We start from the raw sequence: 21,798 nt of genomic DNA, 5'->3' as shown, positions 1-21,798 counted from the left end.
GCGTCGGGGCCGTGCCGGCTTACTCCGGCTGGTAGACGTAGGGCTTCTGCGCCACGCGCGCCTGTTTGAAGCCTTCCTGCTCCTTGGCGTCGAGCTTGCGGTCCCACCAGGTCAGGCGCAGTTCGCGGCGCTCGGTATCCACGGCCGGGTTTTTGTCGAGGTACTCGTTCATAAACTTGGTGAAGTCCGACTGGTACATCTAGCTATCCTTCGTGCAGAGTTATCGGCGGATTGTACTGCAAAATCCGCGCCCTGCGCAGTCAGGCGACCAGTGCACAGCGGGTGCCGCCCACGTCGCTCATCGTCGCGACGCACAGATTGCAGTGGCTGCAGGCGCTGACATGGCCTGGATCGGCGGCGAGCTTCTGCACGAAAGCGGCATCATGCAGCAGCGCACGGCCGACGCACACATAGTCGAAACCGTCACGCATCAGCTGCGCGACGTCGTCGCCCGAGGTGACGCCACCCAGATACGCCACGGCGCAGCCGACCGCGTCGCGCACCCTGAGCGCCTGTTCGCGAAAATACAGCGGCGCGAACGGCAGGTTCGGGAACAGCTTGCCGCCGGACAGCCGCATCGCCATGCGCACCCGCGCCGCCGGCTCGCGCGCGATCATCGCGTCTAGCGGGCTGGCACCGCGGAACAGGTGCATCGGGCTGCGGTTGACCAGGCCGCCGGACAACACCAGCGCGTCGATGCCACCGGCCTCCAGCAGGCGCGCCACCTCGACTGCCTCGCTGACCCGCCCGCCGCCGGCCACGCCGTCGTCCAGATTGATCTTGGCGAGCAAGGGAAAGCCCTCGCCGACCGCTTCGCGCACCGCCGCCAGCACCTGAAGCGGCAGCCGCATCCGGTTGGCCAGACTGCCACCATAGCCGTCGCGGCGCCGGTTGGTGGCCGGACTGATGAACTGGCTCAACAGATAGCCGTGGCCCATGTGGATTTCCAGCGCGTCGAAACCGGCCTGCTTCAGCAAGGTGGCGGCGCGGGCGTAGTGGCGCACGGTGCGCGCGATGTCAGTCGCATCCATCGCCCCGGCGAACGGCACGCCGTGCAGCAGGCCGTAGTCGTTGAGGCCGAACGACGGTCCTTTCGGCCGACGTGTCTCGGTGGACTTGACCTTGGTGAAGCCGCCGCAGTGGGCAAGCTGGCCCGAGACCGCCCCGCCGGCGGCGTGCACCGCGTCGGCCAGCCGTGTCAGCGCCGGCAGACTGGCCTCGCTGACCACCAGCTGGTCGGGGAAAGTGCGCGCATCGGGTGCCACCGCGCAGTAGGCGACGGTGGTCAACCCCACCCCACCGGCGGCGAAGCCGGCATGGAAGGCACAGGTGGCGTCGTCGATGCGCCCGCCGGGGGTACGGCCTTCGAAGGTGGCAGTCTTGATGAAACGGTTGGGTAGCGCGAGCCGGCCGAGGCGGGCCGGAGTGAAGGCAAGCTGCAACATGCCGTGTTCCTTATGAAGAGTCAGGCCAAAGACTGGCCGAAAGCGGGCCGCCACGAAAGAAGGGGGCCAAAGGCCCCCTCTTCCGGGATCAATCCACTCAGCGCCCGGCGCGGCGTGCCGCATCCGGCGTGAAGTGGTCGGCAGTGAAGTTGGCCGCGTTCAGCGATGGCGCGTTCTGCTGGTTGGACAGACGATCGGCCAGGTAGGCGCCCGACACTAGGTCATAGAACAGGGCGGTGCGGGCCTGGAACGCTTTCATATCGTAGGCGTACACATAGTTCTGCTGGGCAACGCGCCACAACTGGCCGCGCGCGTCGTAGTTGTCGGCCATCACCATGTGATAGGTGTCCTCATCGAGGTACATCACTCGCTTGGCGTACTGGTGGCGGTAGCCCTGCTTCAGCGTCGCTTCCAGCACCCAGACCCGGTGCAGCTCGTAGCGCATCGCGTCCGGATCGGCGTGGCCCGGCTTCAGGATGTCGGCGTACTTGCGCGACGGATCGTCGAAGCGGTAGGCGTCGTATGGGATGTAGTACTCACGCTTGCCGACGATGCGCCAGTTGTAGCGCTCCGGCGAACCGTTGAACAGGCGATCGTCGTCGACGGTGCGAAAGCCCCCCGGACCGAACGGCATGTCGAAGCCGAACTGCGGCGCCTGGCGCACCCGGCGGGTGCCCGGATTGTAAGACCAGGTATCGCGCGGCGTGGTCTTGAAGTTGTTCGACTCCTTGCCGACATAGATTTCGCCGGCCTGGCGCTCAGGCAGCAAGACGGAGGTCAGGAAGTAGGACGACAGCACATTGGTGGTATGCGGACGCTGCTTCTCGGTCGGGTCGTTCACCGGTGCCAGGATGTCGTACTTGACCCGCCCCCAGGCGATATTGCCTTTTGGATAGACCACCGCCTGATCGTAGACCGCTTGTTCCTTCCAGGCGCGCACCGGTAACAGGCTGTTCCACAGCAGCTCCAGCCCGCTCTTCGGGATCGGGAACGCCGGCGCACCGGTCAGCGCGTCGACTCCCATGCCTTCGTCCTGCAGTTCGCCGACCAGGGCGTTCTCCTTGGCGGTCTTGCACACCCATTCGGCGTAGCGGAAGTCGCGATGACTCGGGTAGACCGGGATGTTGTAGCTGTCCGGGTATTTCTTCAGCAGCGCCTTCATCCCCGGAGTGAGCCGTTCGCCATACTGGGCCATGTTCTGCGCGGTGATCACGAACAGCGGTTTTTCGCTGGCGTACGGGTCGGGCAGCGGGGTACCGGTGCCCTTGTAGCCCAGCCCAGGCGGTACGCCCAGCCACTTGCCCGAATAGGCCGGGATGGTGCCGTCCTTGTTTCCGGCCTTTTCGGCGCCGATGCAGGTCAGTTCCTTGCCGAGCTTGTCGGCCTCGGCCTGGGACACTTTGGCCCAACCGCTGGCAGAGGCGGCGGCCAGACACACCCCCACAAGGGCAAGGGTCGGAATGCGATGCATAGCCATGTGCGTTACTCCTCGTCAGAAATCGTCAAAAACTGTACTTCGCGTTAAGAGCCCAGTAATCGCGGTCGGCGAGAGGCCGCAGGCGAGGATTGGGCGAACCGAGAAAGCCGTTGTAGCTGAGGCCCAGCTGTAGGTTGTTCAGGTACTTGAAGTTGGCGCCGATGCCGAGGCGCATGTCGCCCTCGCCGGTGTACGCGCCGATCGAGCCGGCCACCGCCGGTACGCCCTTGACCAGTTGGCCGAAGGTCAGCGGCACGTCGAGGTCCCAGCCGTCGAACACGTTGTTGTAGGTGAGCGTGGCGCCGAGCTGGTAGCCCCAGGCGTTGCGGGTGCGCAAAGTGGTCTCGTCGTCGACGAGCTGGTTGAAGCTCGCCCCGCCGAGCGCGGTCACCGACAGGCTCTTGACCCGGTTGACGTAGACGTCGACCACCTCGCCGAGCAGCGAGATCGCGTCGGCGATCGGGGTCGGGCCGATCGACTGGATGAACGACAACTGCGCCTGGGTCGCATCGCCGCGGCTGGTCATCGCCCCCAAGGGGGTGCCGACCAGCATCGGCACGTCCTGCTTGTAGCTGACTTCGCCGGCGACGTTGGTGTCGCCGAGGCGGGTGGTGAAGCTCGCGCCCGCGAGCTTGATGTCTTCCAGGTAGTCGACGCTGTAGCTGGTCGGCATCACCGCCGGGAAGCCCATGGTCTGGAACATCGCCGGGGTCGGCGAGAAGTTCACCGACACGGACGGGTTCTTGTCGTGGTAGCGCAGGTAGAAGAGGCCCAGCTCGGTCTCGTTGCCGACGCGGAAACGGGTACCCATCCCCCACTGGCCGCTGTTGCGTGCCTTGTTCTCGCCGGTGAACGGGAAGCCGTTGCCCAGGATGTTGGGCGAGGCCGGCGGGAACGCGAACCCGAACGGCGAGAAGATGCCGGGGCGCAGCAGCGCGTAGGCCGCGCCCGGGCCGACCAGGTCGGAATACGAGAAATAGCCACCCACCGCGTCGAGCTCGTTGGGCTTGTACTGGTATTGGTAATAACCGAGCAGGCTCCAGCGCTCGGACAGGGACAATTGCCCCGACACCTGGCCGACCGGCAGCAGGATGTCCTTGACCTCCACCCCCGGCACATTCGCCTTGGTCGCATCCGCCGGCCCCTGCGCACCGGAGATGCCGGGGAAGAACAGGCTCTCGCCCCAGGCGACCACCTGGTTGCCGGCGCGCAGATCGAGGCTCTTGCCCTCGCCGAACTTGAAGTTGCCGTAGAGGTAGGCGTCGAGCACGCGTGCCCGCGAACCCTCGTAGTAGCTGGCCGCGTCGGAGAAGTGGTTGAACTGCCCGAACTTGTTGATCGTGGACGGCGAGGTGTTGTCGTTGTTGCCGTGGTAGGCCTCGTCGTAAAAGGCGCTACCACGCACGAAGGCACCGTAGTTGTCGTGGTGCAGATCCGCTTCGGCCAACAGGCTGAGGCGGTTGTTGATCAGGCTGCCCTTCTTGAAGTTGCGGTCGCCGTCGTCCGAGTTGATGTTCACGAACTGGCCGGTCGACGTGACCTTGTTCGGATTGATCAGCTCGTCGGCGGCATTCTTGGCGCGCACGCCCAGGCCGTAGCTCAGCGTGGCGGCGTAGGAGATCGTGGTGTCCTGATCCTGCCCCACCGTCAGTTGGCCGGCCTCGGCCTGCTGGGCCAGCGCCAGGGCGCCGGCCAGCAATGCCGGTGTACAGCGGCGCACCGCGGTGCGCGAAACAGCTCGATACCGTTGCTTCATCCTGCACTCTCCTCCAGATGGATCCCGCTGGTCTTGTGTCGCCAGGTGAGCCGAGTGTCGGAGAGGGGGCATGCGGCCAACATCGTCTGAGCGGACTAGTGCATCCGGCCGCCGTTTTATCCCGGTCCGCCGTGCAGCGGCGCCGGCACGGCCGGACCGGGCTTTGCTTCAAGCTGTCGTTAGTGCTGCGCATTGGCGGCGCCGAGAAACGCCGGCCGCTCGCCGCCGCCGTGCAGCACCAGATTGCTGCCGCTGACATAGGCCCCGGCCGGCGACGCCAAAAAGACACAGGCGTTGCCGACGTCGTCCGGATGCGCCATGCGGCCGAGCGGAATCGTCGCGCCCACCGCAGCGACGCCGGCCGCGTCACCGAAGTGCCGCTCGGCCTGCTCGGTCAGCACCGGCCCGGGGCTGACCGCGGCGAGCCGCACCTTGGGCGCCCACTCCACCGCCAGCGATTCGACCAGGCTCAGCACCCCGGCCTTGGCCGCGCCGTAGGCGGCGGTGCCGGGTGAGGGGCGCAGTGCGCTGACGCTGCCGACAAACAGCACCACCCCGCCCCCGTCCTGCTGCTGCATCTGCCTATTCGCCTGCTGCGCCAGATGCAGCGGCGCGAGCAGGTTGAGCTGGATCACCGACTCGTGAAAGCGCGGCGAGGCGTCGGCCGCCAGCGCGTACGGCGCGCCGCCGGCGTTGTTGACCAGCACGTCGAGCCGGCCGTGCCGCGCCAGCACCGCGTCGATCAGCGCCTCGGCGCTACCCGGCTCCTTCAGGTTGGCCGACACGAACTCGGCGACGCGCCCGCCCGCCGCGGGCAACGCCTCCGGCTCGTTGCGCGCGCAGACCAGCACCGTGGCACCGGCCGCCAGAAACGCCCGGGCGATGCCCGCCCCCACTCCCTTGGTGCCGCCGGTGACCAACACCACCCGTTCGGTCAACGTTGCGTTCGCTTGCTGCATCCCTGTTCTCCCTGTGCCTGTGATTGACCGAGCCATGCTAGGCCAAGCGCCGCGCCGCGCTTTAGTCCGTGTGGACGATGACCCGGCGGGGCCGGCGGCCGAGCATCGTCGCCGAGGGATCACCGCGCGGGCGGTGTCCGACTGACAGAAAGAGAGCGAGATGAGCCAACACCCCATCCCGGAGCGCCGCTACGTCACGCTGGGCAGCGGCCTGCGCCTGCACTACGACGACACCGGCGCCGGCCTGCCGGTAGTGTTCCTGCATGGCAGCGGCCCCGGCGCCAGCGGCTACAGCAACTTCAAGCGCACCGCGCCAGCCTTCCTCGCCGCCGGCTACCGCATCGTCGTCCCCGACCTGCCCGGCTACGGCCTGTCCGACAAACCGGAAGACGCCGAATACGTGCTCGATTACTTCGTCGACGCGCTGGCCGGTCTGCTCGACGCGCTCGACATCGAGCGCTGCGTTCTGGTCGGCAACTCGCTGGGCGGCGCCATCGCACTGAAGTACGCACTCGACCACCCTAAGCGAGTGACACAGCTGATCCTGATGGCGCCGGGCGGCGTCGAGGAACGCGAGACCTATTTCCAGATGGAAGGCATCCAGAAGATGGTGGCGCGCTTCGCCGCCGGCCCGATCGACCGCGAGGGCATGCGCGCGCTGATGTCGCTACAGCTCTATGACCCGAGCCTGATCGACGACGGCCTGCTCGATGAGCGGGCCGCGATCTGCGCCCTGCAGCCGCGCACCGTGCTGTCGACGATGCGGGTGCCGAATCTGACGGACCGATTGAACGAAATCGCCTGCCCGGTACTGTGCTTCTGGGGCATGAACGACCGCTTCAACCCCACCTCGGGCGCCGAAAAGATCGCCGCCGGCATTGCCAACGCCCGCGTCACGTTGCTGAACCGCTGCGGCCACTGGGTGATGGTCGAGCACCGCGACTACTTCAACCGCGCCTGCCTCGACTTCCTGGCGGAGGGCTGAGATGGACGCCGCCCTCCTCAACACACTCGGCGACGAGCTGTTCGCCGCACTGCGTGGCCGCCACACCTTGGCGCCGCTGACCGAGCGCCACCCGGCGATCAGCGTCGACGACGCCTACCGCATCTCGACGCGCTTTCTGGAGAGAAGGTTGGCCGAAGGCGAGAAGGTGATCGGCAAGAAGATCGGCGTCACCTCCAGCCCGGTGCAGGAAATGCTCAACGTGCACCAGCCCGACTTCGGCTTTCTCACCGACGCGATGGCGTTGTGGAACGACGCCATCGTCGATCTCGCCGAGCAGCGCCTGATCGCGCCGCGCATCGAGGGCGAGATCGCCTTCGTGCTAAAGCAGGACATATCGGGCACCACCATCACCCGCGAAGACATCCTGGACGCCACCGAATGCGTGCTGCCCTGCTTCGAGGTGGTGGACTCGCGCATCGACGACTGGCGCATCCGCATCCAGGACACCGTGGCCGACAACGCCTCCTGCGGCGTCTACGTGCTGGGCCAGGGCTCGGTCGCACCACGCGCGCTGGACCTGGCCGAAGCCCGGCTGACCATGCGCCGCAACGGCGTCGAGGTCGCCACGGGTCTCGGTAGCGCGGTGCAGGGCCACCCGGCTGAAGCGGTGGCCTGGCTCGCCAACACGCTGGGGCGCTTCGGCATCCCCTTCCTGGCCGGCGAGGTGATCTTGTCGGGCTCCCTGGTGCCGCTGGTGCCGGTGGTGGCCGGCGACCATTTTGACCTCGACATCGCCGGCATCGGCAGCGCCGCCGTGCGCTTCATCTGAGAAAGGACACCCATGCGTAAGATCCGCTGCGCGCTGATCGGGCCGGGCAATATCGGCACCGACCTGCTCTATAAACTGCAACGCAGCCCGGTGCTGGAGCCGGTCTGGATGGTCGGCATCGACCCCGAATCGGAAGGCCTGGCACGCGCCCGTGAACTGGGGCTGAAAACCACCGCCGACGGCGTCGACGGCCTGCTTCCGCACGTGCTGGCCGACGACATCCAGATCGCCTTCGACGCCACCAGCGCCTATGTGCACGCCGAGAACAGCCGCAAATTGAACGAGCTGGGCGTGATGATGATCGACCTGACCCCGGCGGCGATCGGCCCCTACTGCGTGCCGCCGGTGAACCTGGCCGAACACCTGAAGGCCGGCCACACGAACGTCAATATGGTCACCTGTGGCGGCCAGGCGACAATCCCGATGGTGTACGCGGTGTCACGCGTGCAGCACGTGAACTACGCCGAGATCGTCGCCACCGTGTCGTCCAAAAGCGCTGGCCCCGGTACGCGCAAGAACATCGACGAGTTCACCCGCACTACCGCCGGCGCCATCGCCAAGGTGGGCGGGGCCGACGAGGGCAAGGCCATCATCATCCTCAACCCGGCCGAACCGCCGTTGATCATGCGCGACACCATCCACTGCCTGACCCGCGAGATGCCTGACGCCGACAAGATCACCGCCTCGGTGCAGACGATGATCGCCGAGGTGCAGCAATACGTGCCGGGCTACCGGCTGGTGAACGGCCCGGTGATCGACGGCAACCGCGTGTCGATCTATCTGGAGGTGGAGGGTCTCGGCGACTACCTGCCCAAGTACGCCGGCAACCTCGACATCATGACCGCCGCCGCCGCACGCACCGCCGAACGCATCGCCGAGGAAATCCTCGCCGGCCGCCTCGCCCCTGCCGCCATCGGAGAACCCGCATGAGCAAAATCACCCTGCACGACATGACCCTGCGCGACGGCATGCACCCGAAGCGCCACCAGATGACGCTCGACCAGATGATCGACATCGCCACCGGGCTCGACGAGGCGGGCGTACCGCTGATCGAGGTCACCCATGGCGACGGCCTGGGCGGCAGTTCGGTCAACTACGGCTTCCCGGCGCACAGCGACGAGGAATACCTTTCGGCGGTCATCCCGAAGATGAAGCAGGCCAAGGTGTCGGCGCTGCTGTTGCCCGGCATCGGCACCGTCGAGCACCTGCACATGGCGAAAGACCTGGGCGTCGCCACCATCCGCGTCGCCACCCACTGCACCGAGGCGGACGTGTCGCAACAGCACATCGGCCTGGCCCGCCAGCTGGGCCTTGACACCGTCGGCTTCCTGATGATGGCGCACATGGCGAGCCCGGAGAAAATCCTCGAGCAGGCACTGTTGATGGAAAGCTACGGCGCCAACTGCATCTACTGCACCGACTCGGCCGGCTACATGCTGCCCGAGGACGTGAAGGCGCGCATAGGCCTGCTGCGCGACAAGCTGAAACCGGACACCGAGCTGGGCTTCCACGGCCACCACAACCTGGCGATGGGCGTGGCCAACTCGCTGGCGGCGATCGAATGCGGCGCCAACCGCATCGACGCTGCCGCAGCGGGCCTGGGCGCCGGCGCCGGCAACACCCCGCTCGAGGTATTCGTCGCGGTGTGCGACCGCATGGGCATCGAAACCGGCGTCGACGTGTGGAAGATCCAGGACGTGGCCGAGGACCGCGTGCTGCCGGTGATGGACAACATCATCCGCATCGACCGCGACGCCCTGACGCTCGGCTACGCCGGGGTGTATTCGTCCTTCCTGTTGTTCGCCAAGCGCGCCGAGGCCAAGTACGGCGTGCCGGCGCGCGACATTTTGGTCGAACTGGGCCGGCGCGGCATGATCGGCGGCCAGGAGGACATGATTGAGGACACCGCGATCAACATGGCGCGCGAACGCGCAGCCTGAGTGTCATCTCCCGGCGAGCCAAGCGCCGGGTGTCTCCGTTGGCCCGCCCCTGGCGGGCTTTTTTTATTCCCACCTTGCGCCCGACCTCAATGACATCCGCTTATCTACGCCAATCCCCCGGCTATCGCTGACAAGTCGACAATGCATTGATAATGCTTACGTCAACAAACTTGATAATGGCATAATAATGCCTTCAGCATTATTCCATCCGGCATGCGCTCCGCCCTGCCGGCTTTGCCATGACCACCGACCTGACCTCTCTGCTCGCCAGCTTCGCCGCCGCCTTCAACCAGCACTCCCGTCTGCTCACCCTCGAACTCGGCGACGGCCGCCGCTGGACCGACGCCCTGCTGCCGCAGCAGCTCGACGGCGAGGAAGCGCTGTCCGATGCCTACCGCTACCAGCTCACCTGCCTGTCGCCCGACACCGACCTCGCGCTGAAGGACCTGCTCGGCCAGCCGGTGCGCCTGACGGTGCAGGACGCCGACGGCGCCGCGGTGGCGCGCTGCGGGGTGGTCTCCGCCGCCCAGGCGCTCGGCAGCGACGGCGGCTTCGCCCGCTACGGCCTGACCATCGAGCCGCCGGTCGCGCTGCTGCGCCACCGCCGCACCAGCCGGGTGTTCCAGGACCTGTCCGTCCCCGACATCGTCCAACAAGTGCTGGCCGAACACCGGGCCGCCAACCCCAGCTTCGCCCGAGTGCAGCACTGGGACTTCCAGCTCAGTGGCGACGCGCCAGTACGCAGCTACTGCCTGCAATACCGCGAATCCGACTACGACTTCATCGTGCGGTTGCTGCACGAGGAGGGCTACCACTGGCACTTCGTCCATGAAGGCAATGAAGGAGACGTCCCCCAGGTGACACTGGTGGTGGCCGATGACCCGTACCGGCTGCCGGCGGCGCCGCTGGAACGGGTGCGCTTCCACCGCAGCGATGCCACCGAGGCCGAGGACGGCCTGACCGACTGGCGCGGCAGCCGCCAGATCGTGCCGGGGCGGGTCAGTCTGGCCAGTTTCGACTACCAGCCGGTCGCGACCCAGCACAGCGGCGACGCCTCCCGCGTCGAACAGGGCGATGGCGGCAGCGCGCTGCAGGCCAGCCTGGAAGACTACGACCCGCAGGGGCTCTACTACGCTGGCGACACCGAGCAGCTCGGGCGCTACGCCCAGCTGCGCCAGCAGGCCCACGACGCCCAGGCCAAGTCGTTCGACGGCGCCGGCAGCGTGCGCAACCTGGTGGCCGGCCACTGGTTCCGCCTCGACGACCACCCGGCCCACGACACCGACCCGGCCGAACAGCGCGAATTCGTCGTCACCCGGCAGACCTTTACCGCCACCAACAACCTGCCGGGCGAGCTGACCCGCTCGCTGCGCGTCGCCGCGCCCGGGTTGTTCGCGAATGAAACCGCCGACGCCCCGGCACCGTTCCAGACCCGCTTCCAGGCGCAGCGGCGCGGCCTGCCGCTGCCGCCGGCCTACGCGCACTCGGCCCAGGCCAAGCCGACCAGCCGCGGCGTGCAGACCGCCACCGTGGTCGGCCCGCAAGGGGAAGAAATCCACACCGACGCCCACGGCCGCATCAAGGTGCAGTTCCACTGGCAGCGCCCCGACGAACACCCGGACAACGGAGCGAATCTGGATGAACGTTCCAGCTGCTGGCTGCGCGTCGCCATGCCCAGCGCCGGCGCCGGCTGGGGCCACCAGTTCATCCCGCGGATCGGCCAGGAAGTGCTGGTCGACTTCATCGAAGGCGATATCGACCGCCCCGTCATTACGGGCGTCCTGTACAACGGCAGCCACCCCAGCCCAGCCTTCAGCGGCGCCGGCAGCCTGCCGGGAAACAAGACGCTGTCCGGCATCAAATCGAAAGAACACCACGGCGGGCAGTACAACGAACTGCTGTTCGACGACACCCCCGGCGAGGTGCGCGCCAAGCTGTCCAGCGAACATGGCAAGACCCAGCTCAACCAGGGCTTCCTGATCCACCCGCGCAGTGACGGCAAGGGCCAGCCGCGCGGCGACGGCTTCGAACTACGCACCGACCAGCACGGCGCGATCCGCGCCGGGCATGGTCTATTAATTACCACCGAGGCGCAGCCCTCAGCCTCCGGCAAGCAGCTGGCGCGCGAGCATGCGCAGAGCCAGCTCGACGCCGCGCTCAGCCTCAGCCAGAGCCTGGCCGACACCGCCACCGGCCAATTGGCCGACACCATGGAGACCGGCCCGGAGCAAATCCAAGCCGACAACAGCAAGGGTGGCAAAGGTGATAAAGGCCACCTGCACCATCACGCCGCAGCGCTAAAAGCCTGGGAAGCCGGGACCAACACCGATAAAGACGCAAACACCGCCAAGGATCAGGCCGGCCAGCAACCGCTGCTGGTGCTGTCCGCCCCGGCCGGCATCGCCAGCGTCACCGCGCAGAGTCAGACCGTCGCCGCCGGCACCAACCTCGACCTGGTGGCGCAACGCGACACCAACCAGACCTCGGGGCGGCGCTGGATCCACAACGTCGGCCAGCACCTCAGCCTGTTCGTGGCCGGGGTGAAGGACGTGATCAGCCTGAAGCTGATTGCGGCGAAGGGGAAGGTGCAGCTGCAGGCGCAGAGTGACAGCGTGGAGGTGACCGGGGGTAAGGATATTCAGATCACCTCTTGCAAAGAGCGCATCGTCGTCAATGCCAAAGAGGAAATCCTGCTGACTGCAGGTGGTGCGTATATCCGCCTCAAGAGCGGCAATATCGAGGTGCACTGCCCCGGCACGGTGAGCGTGAAGGGAGCAAGCCATGCATTAAGTGGAGCAGCAAGCATACCTCCCGAATACCCAGCCCTACCCGAGCCTGGGCCACATTGGATCGGTGTCCACTTCGCCGATGCCGAAGGTGACCCGGTTGAGGGCGCCAAGTACAAGATTCGTTTCGATAGCGGCGCGACGCTCACCGGCAAGCTCAGCGCACAGGGCTCCGCCCGTCATGAGGCAGTACCTCTCGAGCCCGTCCAAGTCAGCTACGAACTGCCTCCACCCAAGCCGGAGCAACCTGCCGATCTCTTGCAGCAACTGCTGGATCAGGTGCAACAGAAACTACCTGCCAACAGCGAAGGGAAATAGGCAGCATGGATCAATTCGAACAAGCACTGGCCTGGTATCGCGCTGCGCCCAAAAGCTGGATTGACAGCCTCGGCTCCAACTTGGAGGCAATGGGGCTATGGATTTGGGAAGTGGTACAAGGCGATTTCAACGAGAACCAAACCACCGGGCAGATAGTCACCGGTACGGTGATCTCGATGATTCCGTATGTTGATCAGATCTGCGATGTACGCGACCTGGTTGCAAACTGCCGCGCCATCAATCGCGATGAGAACAACATCGGCGCATGGGTCGCACTTGCTCTGACACTGGTTGGGCTGTTCCCGGTACTTGGCTCCTTCGCCAAGGGGGCTTGCAAGGTGATGTTCTTGTACTTCCGCAAGGCCGGATTCGACATGGCCGGCAAAGTCGCGAACAAGAAGGCGTTCGACGCTGCGGTTTCAGGGCTCAACAAGTTGCTGGATCAGCCTGCTGTACGCAAAACACTCAAAGCGCTGCGCATTTACAACCCCTACCGCTATCTCGCCGAGCAGGTCCGCAAGGTCAAGGCCAAAGTCACCGTCAGCGCTTTACTCAAAGAGTTTGACCGGCTACTGGAAGTAGCCAAAGCCATCCTACAGCGGGCGGCCGATTGGGGCCCGGCATCGATCAAACGGCCAGTGCAGCAGACAATCGACCTAATCCTAGGGATACGCAAAAAGGCCAACGATGGCTTGAGCAAGGCGCTGGGGCCTTTGAATGACACCCTTGAGCGCTTGGCACGACGCTTGGAGATCGAAGGCGACAAGGCCTACCGCGGCGTCGTCGACAAGACCAACCCACACAAGTATGCGGGCATTAACAATGTCGGCGAAGCAGAGTTGATTCGTCAGCATAAGCCGAAGTGGGCGGATATCACACCCAAAGTAGCTTATCGACAGCTAGAGGGATTACCCCCCAGCGCCAGCGCCAAATTCAATGAAGGTTGGCCGAATATTGGCAAGGACAGCTCTAATCGCGCATTGAAGGGCAAGTTTGATACCTTCGATGCGAGCATGAAGGCCGCGACGGTTCAGCCTGGTGAGACCCTTTACCGGGTAGTCGACCCTCGTTCCTCCGACAATAGCATCTGTTGGATGCGCGAAGCCGAGTTCAAGGCACTGAGCAGCAAAGCTGACTGGCGGCGACGCTTTGCCGTGTGGAAGCACTGGAATGGTAACGGCGAATATGTGACCTATACGGTACCGCCGGGCCAACCGCTCAAGGTCTGGGAAGGGCGAGCGGCAACTCAAAAACTGGACAAGGCTGAAGAGATCAAACTCGAAGGCGGTGGGGTGCAGATCGTCCTCGATCCGACACAATTGCAGAAAGAGTATCTAAGCAAACGCAAGCCGACTGGTTGGGGCTACACCGACGACATTCCGGGGGATCAGGATGTCTTTGTCGGCATCCCCAAGCTCACCCATAACTGGTACGGCAACTAATTAGAGAATCATCACAATGGCCCAACTTCACCCACAGGAAATCTATCTGCTGGAATATTTCACCTCGCTGGAGCATTTCTGCAATGTCCGCGACGCGATGCGCGAAGCGGTGCGGCTCGGCGAGCAGTGTCTGGACGAATTCATGCACCACCTGCCCGCCGACCTGCGACGCCGCCATACCAGCGAGCAGCCGGACGTGGTCTGGGGAGGACTGGTGCTACCCAATCTGCGCTCCAGCCTCGATGGCCTGATCGAAGGCTGCATTCTGCGTAGCCATAACGATCCTCAAGCGTATCGTGGCCTAGTCGGTACCTATGGCGGCAATATCAATAAGAACATTGGCGAGTTCGACGCGAGTTGGATGCCTGAACCGCTGGGAACCGCATTTTGGGATGCACTAGACAAGGCCATTGCATTGGACAAAATCGTCGGCTACACGATTGGCGGGTCATGGCAAGCTGGAGATTTAACTTGGAGCTGCAATTTTGACGATCCCAACGACGTATTGGGTGGAACGGATGTTCGGCTTCCCACTCGAATCCCTGCCTATGAGCTCGACCATTCGGTGGTGATCACTCCTGGTGATCAGGTCAAGGAGTGTGGTGTGTATCTGCCGGATGCGGAGAACACCGCCGCGCAGTTCCTGCATCCGGGTCGGTGGTGGCAAGAAGAACCTGGCATTTGGGTTCGCCAAGGTTTGGTCAAGGATGAGTACGGTTGGTGGGCTGAAGCACAAGATGTGTATCCGTCCCGCTGGACCCTGGTACGACGCGTTCCCGGCCAGTTCATTGAGGTTCCCCAGGAAGGCTTTTATCCAAAGCAGATACTGGCTAGCAGTCGTACCGAGGCTGGCCAGCCCTGCCCGCAAGCAGGATGGTGGTGGTCTCCCGCCAAGGAGGGGTCCCGGCGAGCCTTCCAGGCTGGCGAGGTCATGCCGGACTTCCCGGAATCCAGTTACGGTAGCACCATCTGGTACCGAGAGATTGAGCAGTAACTCGGCTTTAGACGAGTAATGACTGCTTTTGGAGCTAGAGGTAGCCCGCCATCGAGCTACCTAGCAAACCCGCGGCAATTCAGAAAGAGCCAGCGGCCTCGAAGACAAGCTTTAGTTCCCCAAAACAAAACCGCCCCCAAACGGAGGCGGTTTCTAGTTACTCAGGCCGGCACAGCCGGCAGCGGCTTGTCTTCTCCATGACTCAGCGGCACCGCCGTGAGAGAACCTAGCGCCCATTCGCTGGACTGGATCGCCGTCTCTTCCGACGCGACGTCCAGCGAGCGACTCAGCGCGTAGTAGCTGATGCCCGACACCAAGAGCCCGACCAGCCAGCCGATGTCCACGCCGCCGATCAGTTTGGCGATCAGGTCGATGTATACCTCGGCTAGCACGAAGAACGGTATCGTGGCAACGAAGCCGATGGTGTAACCGATCAGGCCGAGGCGGCCCCAAGCACCGTAGATGCCGTTGGGGGTGAACAGGTGGGTGATCGCATAGCGCCAAGCAGGCGCGTCTTGATTTATGGGATATCCATACCGCTGGTAAAGGAGCGCAGACTGATGTTGGCCAAGCATTCAAGGCTTGGAATTGGATCATCAAGGAAAACAAACGTCGCGAATCCGATCGCTAAGTAGCCCCTTACACCTCACTGCGTGGCTTCCTACGCACCGATCCAGCCATCTCGGACAAAGGCTAGTTATGCGCCTACTTATCTTCGTACTGATTACTCTGACGTTAGCCGCCTGCAGCCGCAACGCCCCACGGAGCCCCTGACCATATAAAATGAAAACTCTTTCACGCACAGATATACGATTTATATCTTTTCTATTCAGCACACTAATTATCATCCTTGGGTTGCTTGGCATTTTCTTTGCAAACGAAACACATGGAACAAATCAATTCGAAGTAGTTCCTAAATTAGGATGGTGCATAATAACAATTGGAATTACTTCGGCAATCATAATAGCAATTAGGGCAAGAAGCTCTCAAATTGAGTTAGGGATTTTGTTTTCAGTATCCTTGAGTTCAATATGCTTTTGGCTTAACGTTATGCTGTTCACTCCATTTATAAATAGCACTTTCCCCACATGGCTGAAGACACTAGGTATTTTCGCAGGGCTAGCGCCAAACATATGGTGGTGCGCAAAAATAGCTATATGTATGAAGGAATTATTTAACAATCAAAAATTAAGAGATCAATTATACGAAGACCACGGAAGCTATTTTATTTTCAAACGAGGGGTGCAAGAAAAACCAATGAAGTCACTACGAACAGGCCTAACTCCTCCTTGGTACATTTTTGCTGCTTTCACACCAATTTACCCTCTATCAATGACAATACCAAAATTTTTGGTCAGCCATTTTGATATTCAAGTGTTCTCTATTTTATCCTCAACCATTTCTCTCCCTCTGTCTTTATTATTTAATGGCGGACTGGTTTTTTGTCTAATCTGCTATATATACAATCCATTAATATTGCAAATAAAAACAGGAAAAGAAGTTATTTACTCCCTTTAAAAATACGGATAGCACTTGCCATGGGGAAACATGCCAGCCTACTCAAAGGAATATCAGAACGCATTGCAACGGGTACGAATATTCTCTCTCACCAAACAAAACGGCGAATTCTGATCGAATCAATAACTACCGTACCCACAAACACTGGTTAGCTTAAGGAATAAAAACATGAAAAAATTATCATTTATTCTCATGCTACTTGCATCACCTCTAGTCTCGGCAGAAGAAACAACGGTAAAGTCTCCAGAAAAATTGGAGTCAATTTCATACACTTGCTCTGATTCGAGCTGCACAGCTTGGGTTAATTCAAATGGCACAAAGAAAACCATATTTCAAGACATACCAACTAGTAGCGTATCCGCCAGATGGCTATCATCCAAGCTGGCTCAGATATCTTTCTCTTGTGGAAGCCCATGCTCGGTTAGCTTTTTCTACAAGAAAGAAAACGGGGTATCTCGTCCAGTCCAAGACGCAATGGCAGTCGATGCCAACCGATCTTGCGTGCTAAAGCCAGTCGAAGACGGGTTAAGTATTGCCCCAATTTTTTCTAAAGACGACTCAAAAAAATTTTGGTATGTAAAATATAATGACTCACAATTTCAATTTTACACCAAGTCAGCCGTAATATTTTCAACCATAAAAGCGCATTTTAACAGTGATGGAAAACTAGAGTTACATTATATCAACAGCAAAAATCATGACGCTTATAGAAAAATCGATAAGAAATGCCCTGATATCCAATAAGAAAACATCTATTTCATGCATTATTTTTTATTACTATAAAACTTGAAGGCTTGATAGGCTAAGCAACGGTCTATCAGGCCAGAAAGCTGAAAACAAAAAGCGTCCCTCAAGAAGACTTTGTTAAAAAATTTAGCCTCCATAAAAAGCTAGCTAGCAAAGTGCTTCAATAACCAGCAACGCCAACCAATACTGAAAAATCGTCAACTGAGCTAGTTATCTCAAACTTTCACAATACTGAACAGTTTAGAGCTCAATGTCGCTGACCATTTTGTCAGACTCCAATGTGATCAATTGCTCCTCGGATGATCCATCCGACTCTCACTGGCAGAAACGGGCCACTGTTGGTAAAAGCTTGGTTACATCTCTGGCTGCCGTTAGGAAAAATGATTCAGACTTATTCAAAACTAAATCTTCCCAGTTTTATCAAGGCGAGCTTGCTGATCATCTAGATACATCTCAATCATGGAAAAAAAATCTATCCTAGCTATTAAGCTCATAATTCTATTTCTTCTTCCAGGACTCTCTGAGGCCACCTGTCCTACTATTTCTGATGGAATTTACGTACCTGACGATACAGCAAGTGAAGTTGGTAAACCGGGTAAATATGAAAACATAATCAGAAATCTGCAGAAAACAGACCAAAATTTAGCGGCTACAACTCTGGGATTTTCCGTAGCATTACTAAAAAACAAGGGCAACCTAATACTATTTCGGACGATAGGAAATGATATAAACGAGCAATACACTACACTGTCTATTCGTGCAGAGTACAACCATTTAAGCTGCACTGAATCAGATTGGTGGACATTACAGACAAATCAATACTATCCAGAAGAACTTAACTTCCTTAGAAAGCCGAGAAAAACCCCAAAAAAGCTACCAACCCCACTAAGAATGTTGGTTAAAATTAAATCGACCAATCCAAAAGAGCTAGAGATTACTGGTTGTAAAACAGAGGTACAGGAAGCAGGAAAATGGCGTCCTTATGGAAAATATGATGCCGTTGACTTATGTACCAATTTAGTCTCAAGTAAATTGTTTGACATCCGTCCCTTAGTGCAAGGTCGTCCAGGTTGGAAAGGCTTATTCTGACCAACCATTTAGACCACCTTGTCTATCGCACGCACAGAGCACTACTACTGTCAGATAGAAACGGGTATCCCCCTTCTCCCAAAACAAAACCGCCCTCAAACGAGGGCGGTTTTTAATAGATTAAGCTGGCACTGCTGGCAACGGCTTATCCTCACTGGAGCTCGGCGGCACCGCTGTAAGTGAACCCAACGCCCATTCGCTGGCCTGAATCGCCGCCTCCTCGGCCACCACGTCCAGCGAGCGGCTCAGCGCGTAGTAGCTGATGCCAGACACCAGCAGCCCGACCAGCCAGCCGATGTCGACGCCGCCGATCAGCTTGGCGATAGGCCCGCTATACACCTCGGGCAGCACGAAGAACGGGATGGTGGCGACGAAGCCGACGGTGTAGGCGATCAGCCCGCGGCGGCCCCAGGCGCCGTAGATGCCGCTGGGGGTGAACAGGTGGGTGATCGCGTAACGGCCGCGGCGCACGTAGAAGTAGTCGACCAGGTTGACCGCGGTCCAGGGCACCAGGAGGTAGAGCATGATGGTCAGCGCGGCGAACAGCATGTTGATGGCGTTGACGCTGGTGACCAGCGCGATGCCGCCCCACAGCACGGTCAGCGCCCCGATCACCACCACGCGCAGCGAGCGGGTCGGCGTCACCTTGCGCAGCGAGTCGAGCGCGGTGACCACAGTCAACATGCCGCTGTAGGCGTTCAGACCCATGGTCGCGACCATCGCGGCGATCGACGACAGCGCGATCAGCGCGCCAAAGCCGTGGAACACCGCATTGCCCGAGCTGTACAACGCCACGAGGCCGTCCGAAGCGCCAAGCCGGGTGGCCAGCCAGGCACCCAGCACGATCAGCCAGATCGCCGAGCTGGCCGCGCCCCAGAACACCGAGGCGATGATCGAACGTGCCGGGGTGTGGCGCGGCAGGTAGCGCGAATAGTCGGACACGTACGGCGCATAGGTGATGTTGTAGCTGGCGCTGGCGGCGATCTGGGCCGCGAACGCCACCCAGGTGAAGCCACCGGTGGTCGGCACCTTGCCGCCCGCCCCGCCCATCAGGATCGCGACGGACAAGATCAGGTACAGCGGCAGGCTCAGGTAGAAGATCCACTTGAACACGCGGTGCAGCCAGTCGTGGCCGTAGATCGCCAACAGCATGCCGATCAGCGAGGTGACCATAGTGATGGCGACCGTATTCCAGCCGAAGATGCCGTGCAAACCGCTGGCCATCAGCACCACGTCGACCACGTTGAAGCCGACGAAGGTGAACAGCGTGCCGATCAGCACCAGCGCCACGCCGCGGTAGCCGAACTGGGCGCGCGACTGGATCATCTGCGGCAGGCCCAGCTCCGCCCCCTGCGAGGCGTGGAAGGCCATGAACAGCGTGCCGAACAGAATGCCGATGATGCCGGCCAGCGCGGTGTAGCCGAGCGACAGGCCCATGCTCGGGCCGATGAAGCCGATGGCGATGGTGAAGAACTGGAAATTGCCGAGGAACCAGAACGGCCCCTGGTCGCGGACCTTGCCGTGCCGTTCGTGCTCCGGCACGTAGTCGATCGAGCGCACCTCGATGCCGCCGCGAGGTGCGGCGTGGCTTCCCGATTGCTGAGTCATGATGGGTTTCTCCTTGCAGACTAAAAGCGGACCCCGGGTTTTTGTGTGGGTGTCCGAGCGATGATGTGGGACCTGCCTGGTCGCCGGCCGCGGCTCAATTCGCTACGCCGGCAACGACATGCTTCACCTCCTGGAATGCGCGCAGCCCCCAGGGGCCGAGCTCGCGGCCGATGCCGCTCTGTTTGAAACCGCCCCAAGCGGTGTGCGGAAAGATCACCTGCGGGCTGTTGATCCACACCAAGCCCACTTCCAGCTCGGCCGCCAGGTGCTTGTTGCGCGCGGCGTCGCCACCGACTAGGGTCGCCACCAGGCCGAAGTCGCTGTCGTTGGCGATGGCGACGGCCTCGGCGTCGTCGCCGAAGCTACGCACGCAGGCCACCGGGCCAAAGATTTCCTCGCGCCACAGCGCGCTGCCGGCTGGCAGGTCGGTGAACACGGTCGGACCGACGAAAAAGCCCTCGCCCTCCGCCGCCGCACGGCCGTCGCACAGCAGCAGGCCACCGTCGACCAAGCCCTGCTCGATATAGCCGAGCACGCGGCGCTGCTGGGCGCGGCTGATCAGCGGGCCCATCTCGACCCCCTCCTCGCCCAGCGCGCCCAGATGCAGCGCGGCGGCAGCCTCGCGGAAACGCTCGACGAACTCTGGGTAGACCGCATGCGCGACCAGGATGCGCGAGGTGGCTGAGCACATCTGGCCGGCGTTGAAGAATGCCCCGCCGAGCGCCAGGCTCACCGCCTGCTCGAGGTCGGCGTCGTCGAGCACGATCAGCGCCGACTTACCGCCCAGCTCCAGGCTGACGCGCGCCACCCGCTCGGCGGCGGCGGCCATCACCGCCTGCCCCACCCGGTTGCTGCCGGTGAACGACAGCTTGGCTATGGCCGGATGCGCGACCAGCGCGGCCCCCACCTCGGCGCCGGCGCCGCACACTAGGTTCAGCACGCCGGCCGGCAAGCCTGCCCGTTCGGCCAACCTCACCAGCTCGATCTCGGCCAACGGGGTCAGCTCGGATGGCTTGAGCACCACGGTGCAGCCGGCGGCCAGCGCCGGCGCCAGCTTCCAGGCGCTGGTCACCATCGGGAAATTCCACGGCACGATCAGCCCGACCGGGCCGACCGGCTCGAAGCGCACCGAGGCGGCGAAGGCCGCATCGGGCAGCGCCACAGGGTTGGTCGACAGGCCGGTACCGGTTTCGCAGCACTCGGCGTAGTAGTCGAAGGTGGCGATCACGTCGCCCACGTCCAGCTCGGCCTCGAAGCGCGGCTTGCCGTTGCACTGCATCTGCAGCGCCACCAGCCGCTCGCGATCCTCCTCCACCGCCCTGGCGATGGCACGCAGGATCTCGCCGCGCTGGTGCGCCGGGGTACGCTTCCAGGCAGGGAAAGCACGCTTGGCGGCGCGAGCGGCCGCGTCGATGGCGGCGGCGTCGCCGCCTGACACCCGGGCGATCGGCGTGGCGGTGGCCGGGTTGGTCACCTCGAGCACGGCGCCGTGGCCAGCCTGCCAGACGCCGTCGATGAACAGGCCGTCAATCATCGTCATGAGTCACTCCTGCGGCAGCGGCGACAGGTGCTCGTGCACCGCCAGCCAGCGTTGATCGGCATCGCGCTGGAACACAATGGTCTCGCGCTCGCGCAGCGCCTGTTCCACGCCGTCGATAGCCACTACCGTGTTCACGGTGTGGGTGAACAGCGCCGCCTCACCCACCCACTGCACCTGGCGGTCGCTGGACTCGCAACGGATCACCCGGAAGTCGGCCTCGCGCTCCCAGCCCTGCCAGACGGCCCGGTAGGCGTCGCGGCTGTCCAGCCGCTGCGGCAGGGTGTGGAACAAAAAGGTCGCCTGTGGCGCGAAGGAGGCGAAGTAGGCGTCGGTGTCGTGCCGGCCGAAGGCCCGCACCAGCGCGTCGGCGGCGTCGAGTACTTGCTGGGTTTGCGTCATGGTCG

General features: G+C 62.0%; 19 protein-coding genes. 10 read left to right on the top strand and 9 right to left on the bottom strand.

What is annotated here, in order from left to right; genetic code table 11:
• Positions 1 to 19: 19 nt before the first annotated feature.
• The 5 genes from QU481_RS03315 to QU481_RS03295 form a co-directional block, all read right to left on the bottom strand.
• Positions 20 to 199, bottom strand: coding sequence for a DUF3460 family protein (locus QU481_RS03315; protein ID WP_289828470.1), 180 nt, complete (start codon positions 197 to 199; stop codon positions 20 to 22).
• 61 nt (positions 200 to 260) lie between these two features.
• On the bottom strand, positions 261 to 1,445 hold the full coding sequence (locus tag QU481_RS03310; RefSeq protein WP_289828469.1) for an NADH:flavin oxidoreductase: 1,185 nt from the start codon (positions 1,443 to 1,445) through the stop codon (positions 261 to 263).
• 97 nt (positions 1,446 to 1,542) lie between these two features.
• The gene (locus QU481_RS03305; RefSeq protein WP_289828468.1) at positions 1,543 to 2,922 is read right to left on the bottom strand and encodes a DUF1329 domain-containing protein; all 1,380 of its coding nucleotides are present in this window, start codon (positions 2,920 to 2,922) and stop codon (positions 1,543 to 1,545) included.
• Positions 2,923 to 2,947: 25 nt separating this feature from the next.
• A complete protein-coding gene (locus QU481_RS03300; protein ID WP_289828467.1) occupies positions 2,948 to 4,678 on the bottom strand; it encodes a DUF1302 domain-containing protein in 1,731 nt (576 codons plus the stop codon).
• Positions 4,679 to 4,857: 179 nt separating this feature from the next.
• Positions 4,858 to 5,637, bottom strand: a complete 780-nt coding sequence (locus QU481_RS03295; protein ID WP_289828466.1) for an SDR family oxidoreductase — start codon at positions 5,635 to 5,637, stop codon at positions 4,858 to 4,860.
• A gap of 160 nt (positions 5,638 to 5,797) precedes the next feature.
• Between QU481_RS03295 and QU481_RS03290 the strand changes: the two genes are divergently transcribed.
• The 7 genes from QU481_RS03290 to QU481_RS03260 all read left to right on the top strand — a co-directional run bounded on the left by QU481_RS03290 (position 5,798) and on the right by QU481_RS03260 (position 14,892).
• Positions 5,798 to 6,622: an alpha/beta fold hydrolase gene (locus QU481_RS03290; RefSeq protein WP_289828465.1), complete on the top strand. Its 825-nt coding sequence runs from the start codon at positions 5,798 to 5,800 to the stop codon at positions 6,620 to 6,622.
• Position 6,623: 1 nt separating this feature from the next.
• Positions 6,624 to 7,412: a fumarylacetoacetate hydrolase family protein gene (locus tag QU481_RS03285; RefSeq protein WP_289828464.1), complete on the top strand. Its 789-nt coding sequence runs from the start codon at positions 6,624 to 6,626 to the stop codon at positions 7,410 to 7,412.
• A 12-nt stretch (positions 7,413 to 7,424) separates the two neighbouring features.
• Complete coding sequence (locus QU481_RS03280) at positions 7,425 to 8,342, top strand: acetaldehyde dehydrogenase (acetylating) (protein WP_289828462.1); 918 nt, start codon at positions 7,425 to 7,427, stop codon at positions 8,340 to 8,342.
• On the top strand, positions 8,339 to 9,352 hold the full coding sequence (gene dmpG, locus QU481_RS03275) for a 4-hydroxy-2-oxovalerate aldolase (protein ID WP_289828461.1): 1,014 nt from the start codon (positions 8,339 to 8,341) through the stop codon (positions 9,350 to 9,352). The genes QU481_RS03280 and dmpG overlap by 4 nt, the downstream gene beginning before the upstream one ends.
• A gap of 239 nt (positions 9,353 to 9,591) precedes the next feature.
• Positions 9,592 to 12,456 carry a type VI secretion system Vgr family protein gene (locus QU481_RS03270; RefSeq protein WP_289828460.1) on the top strand — a complete coding sequence of 955 codons (2,865 nt, stop codon included), beginning with the start codon at positions 9,592 to 9,594 and terminating at the stop codon, positions 12,454 to 12,456.
• Between the two features lie 5 nt (positions 12,457 to 12,461).
• Positions 12,462 to 13,898, top strand: coding sequence for a hypothetical protein (locus QU481_RS03265; protein WP_289828459.1), 1,437 nt, complete (start codon positions 12,462 to 12,464; stop codon positions 13,896 to 13,898).
• A gap of 16 nt (positions 13,899 to 13,914) precedes the next feature.
• Entirely contained in the window at positions 13,915 to 14,892 is a 978-nt protein-coding gene (locus QU481_RS03260) for a hypothetical protein (RefSeq protein ID WP_289828458.1), read from the top strand.
• Positions 14,893 to 15,053: 161 nt separating this feature from the next.
• Here QU481_RS03260 and QU481_RS03255 read toward each other — a convergent pair whose 3' ends face one another.
• Positions 15,054 to 15,467: a hypothetical protein gene (locus tag QU481_RS03255; RefSeq protein ID WP_289828457.1), complete on the bottom strand. Its 414-nt coding sequence runs from the start codon at positions 15,465 to 15,467 to the stop codon at positions 15,054 to 15,056.
• Positions 15,468 to 15,675: 208 nt separating this feature from the next.
• On the opposite strand from QU481_RS03255, the gene QU481_RS03250 reads away from it, so the two are divergent.
• From QU481_RS03250 to QU481_RS03240, 3 genes are all read left to right on the top strand, one after another.
• Positions 15,676 to 16,410 (top strand): hypothetical protein, encoded by a 735-nt coding sequence (locus tag QU481_RS03250; RefSeq protein ID WP_289828456.1) that lies wholly within the window; start codon positions 15,676 to 15,678, stop codon positions 16,408 to 16,410.
• 168 nt (positions 16,411 to 16,578) lie between these two features.
• Positions 16,579 to 17,154, top strand: coding sequence for a hypothetical protein (locus QU481_RS03245; RefSeq protein WP_289828455.1), 576 nt, complete (start codon positions 16,579 to 16,581; stop codon positions 17,152 to 17,154).
• Positions 17,155 to 17,616: 462 nt separating this feature from the next.
• Positions 17,617 to 18,246 carry a hypothetical protein gene (locus QU481_RS03240; RefSeq protein ID WP_289828454.1) on the top strand — a complete coding sequence of 210 codons (630 nt, stop codon included), beginning with the start codon at positions 17,617 to 17,619 and terminating at the stop codon, positions 18,244 to 18,246.
• 120 nt (positions 18,247 to 18,366) lie between these two features.
• Here QU481_RS03240 and QU481_RS03235 read toward each other — a convergent pair whose 3' ends face one another.
• The 3 genes from QU481_RS03235 to QU481_RS03225 form a co-directional block, all read right to left on the bottom strand.
• A complete protein-coding gene (locus tag QU481_RS03235; RefSeq protein WP_289828453.1) occupies positions 18,367 to 19,854 on the bottom strand; it encodes a purine-cytosine permease family protein in 1,488 nt (495 codons plus the stop codon).
• 94 nt (positions 19,855 to 19,948) lie between these two features.
• Positions 19,949 to 21,394, bottom strand: coding sequence for an aldehyde dehydrogenase family protein (locus tag QU481_RS03230; RefSeq protein WP_289828452.1), 1,446 nt, complete (start codon positions 21,392 to 21,394; stop codon positions 19,949 to 19,951).
• A 3-nt stretch (positions 21,395 to 21,397) separates the two neighbouring features.
• Positions 21,398 to 21,793 (bottom strand): YybH family protein, encoded by a 396-nt coding sequence (locus QU481_RS03225; protein WP_289828451.1) that lies wholly within the window; start codon positions 21,791 to 21,793, stop codon positions 21,398 to 21,400.
• Positions 21,794 to 21,798 lie beyond the last annotated feature (5 nt).

The organism is Crenobacter oryzisoli (assembly GCF_030385785.1).
Classification (GTDB): Bacteria; Pseudomonadota; Gammaproteobacteria; order Burkholderiales; family Chromobacteriaceae; genus Crenobacter_A; species Crenobacter_A oryzisoli.
This window is presented reverse-complemented; position numbering and strand designations above follow the sequence as displayed.

Excerpts from the sequence above, each read along its gene's own strand:
- QU481_RS03315 (WP_289828470.1), bottom strand. The coding sequence starts at position 199 with ATGTACCAGTCGGACTTCACCAAGTTTATGAACGAGTACCTCGACAAA.
- QU481_RS03310 (WP_289828469.1), bottom strand. The coding sequence starts at position 1,445 with ATGTTGCAGCTTGCCTTCACTCCGGCCCGCCTCGGCCGGCTCGCGCTA.
- QU481_RS03305 (WP_289828468.1), bottom strand. The coding sequence starts at position 2,922 with ATGGCTATGCATCGCATTCCGACCCTTGCCCTTGTGGGGGTGTGTCTG.
- QU481_RS03300 (WP_289828467.1), bottom strand. The coding sequence starts at position 4,678 with ATGAAGCAACGGTATCGAGCTGTTTCGCGCACCGCGGTGCGCCGCTGT.
- QU481_RS03295 (WP_289828466.1), bottom strand. The coding sequence starts at position 5,637 with ATGCAGCAAGCGAACGCAACGTTGACCGAACGGGTGGTGTTGGTCACC.
- QU481_RS03290 (WP_289828465.1), top strand. The coding sequence starts at position 5,798 with ATGAGCCAACACCCCATCCCGGAGCGCCGCTACGTCACGCTGGGCAGC.
- QU481_RS03285 (WP_289828464.1), top strand. The coding sequence starts at position 6,624 with ATGGACGCCGCCCTCCTCAACACACTCGGCGACGAGCTGTTCGCCGCA.
- QU481_RS03280 (WP_289828462.1), top strand. The coding sequence starts at position 7,425 with ATGCGTAAGATCCGCTGCGCGCTGATCGGGCCGGGCAATATCGGCACC.
- dmpG (WP_289828461.1), top strand. The coding sequence starts at position 8,339 with ATGAGCAAAATCACCCTGCACGACATGACCCTGCGCGACGGCATGCAC.
- QU481_RS03270 (WP_289828460.1), top strand. The coding sequence starts at position 9,592 with ATGACCACCGACCTGACCTCTCTGCTCGCCAGCTTCGCCGCCGCCTTC.
- QU481_RS03265 (WP_289828459.1), top strand. The coding sequence starts at position 12,462 with ATGGATCAATTCGAACAAGCACTGGCCTGGTATCGCGCTGCGCCCAAA.
- QU481_RS03260 (WP_289828458.1), top strand. The coding sequence starts at position 13,915 with ATGGCCCAACTTCACCCACAGGAAATCTATCTGCTGGAATATTTCACC.
- QU481_RS03255 (WP_289828457.1), bottom strand. The coding sequence starts at position 15,467 with ATGCTTGGCCAACATCAGTCTGCGCTCCTTTACCAGCGGTATGGATAT.
- QU481_RS03250 (WP_289828456.1), top strand. The coding sequence starts at position 15,676 with ATGAAAACTCTTTCACGCACAGATATACGATTTATATCTTTTCTATTC.
- QU481_RS03245 (WP_289828455.1), top strand. The coding sequence starts at position 16,579 with ATGAAAAAATTATCATTTATTCTCATGCTACTTGCATCACCTCTAGTC.
- QU481_RS03240 (WP_289828454.1), top strand. The coding sequence starts at position 17,617 with ATGGAAAAAAAATCTATCCTAGCTATTAAGCTCATAATTCTATTTCTT.
- QU481_RS03235 (WP_289828453.1), bottom strand. The coding sequence starts at position 19,854 with ATGACTCAGCAATCGGGAAGCCACGCCGCACCTCGCGGCGGCATCGAG.
- QU481_RS03230 (WP_289828452.1), bottom strand. The coding sequence starts at position 21,394 with ATGACGATGATTGACGGCCTGTTCATCGACGGCGTCTGGCAGGCTGGC.
- QU481_RS03225 (WP_289828451.1), bottom strand. The coding sequence starts at position 21,793 with ATGACGCAAACCCAGCAAGTACTCGACGCCGCCGACGCGCTGGTGCGG.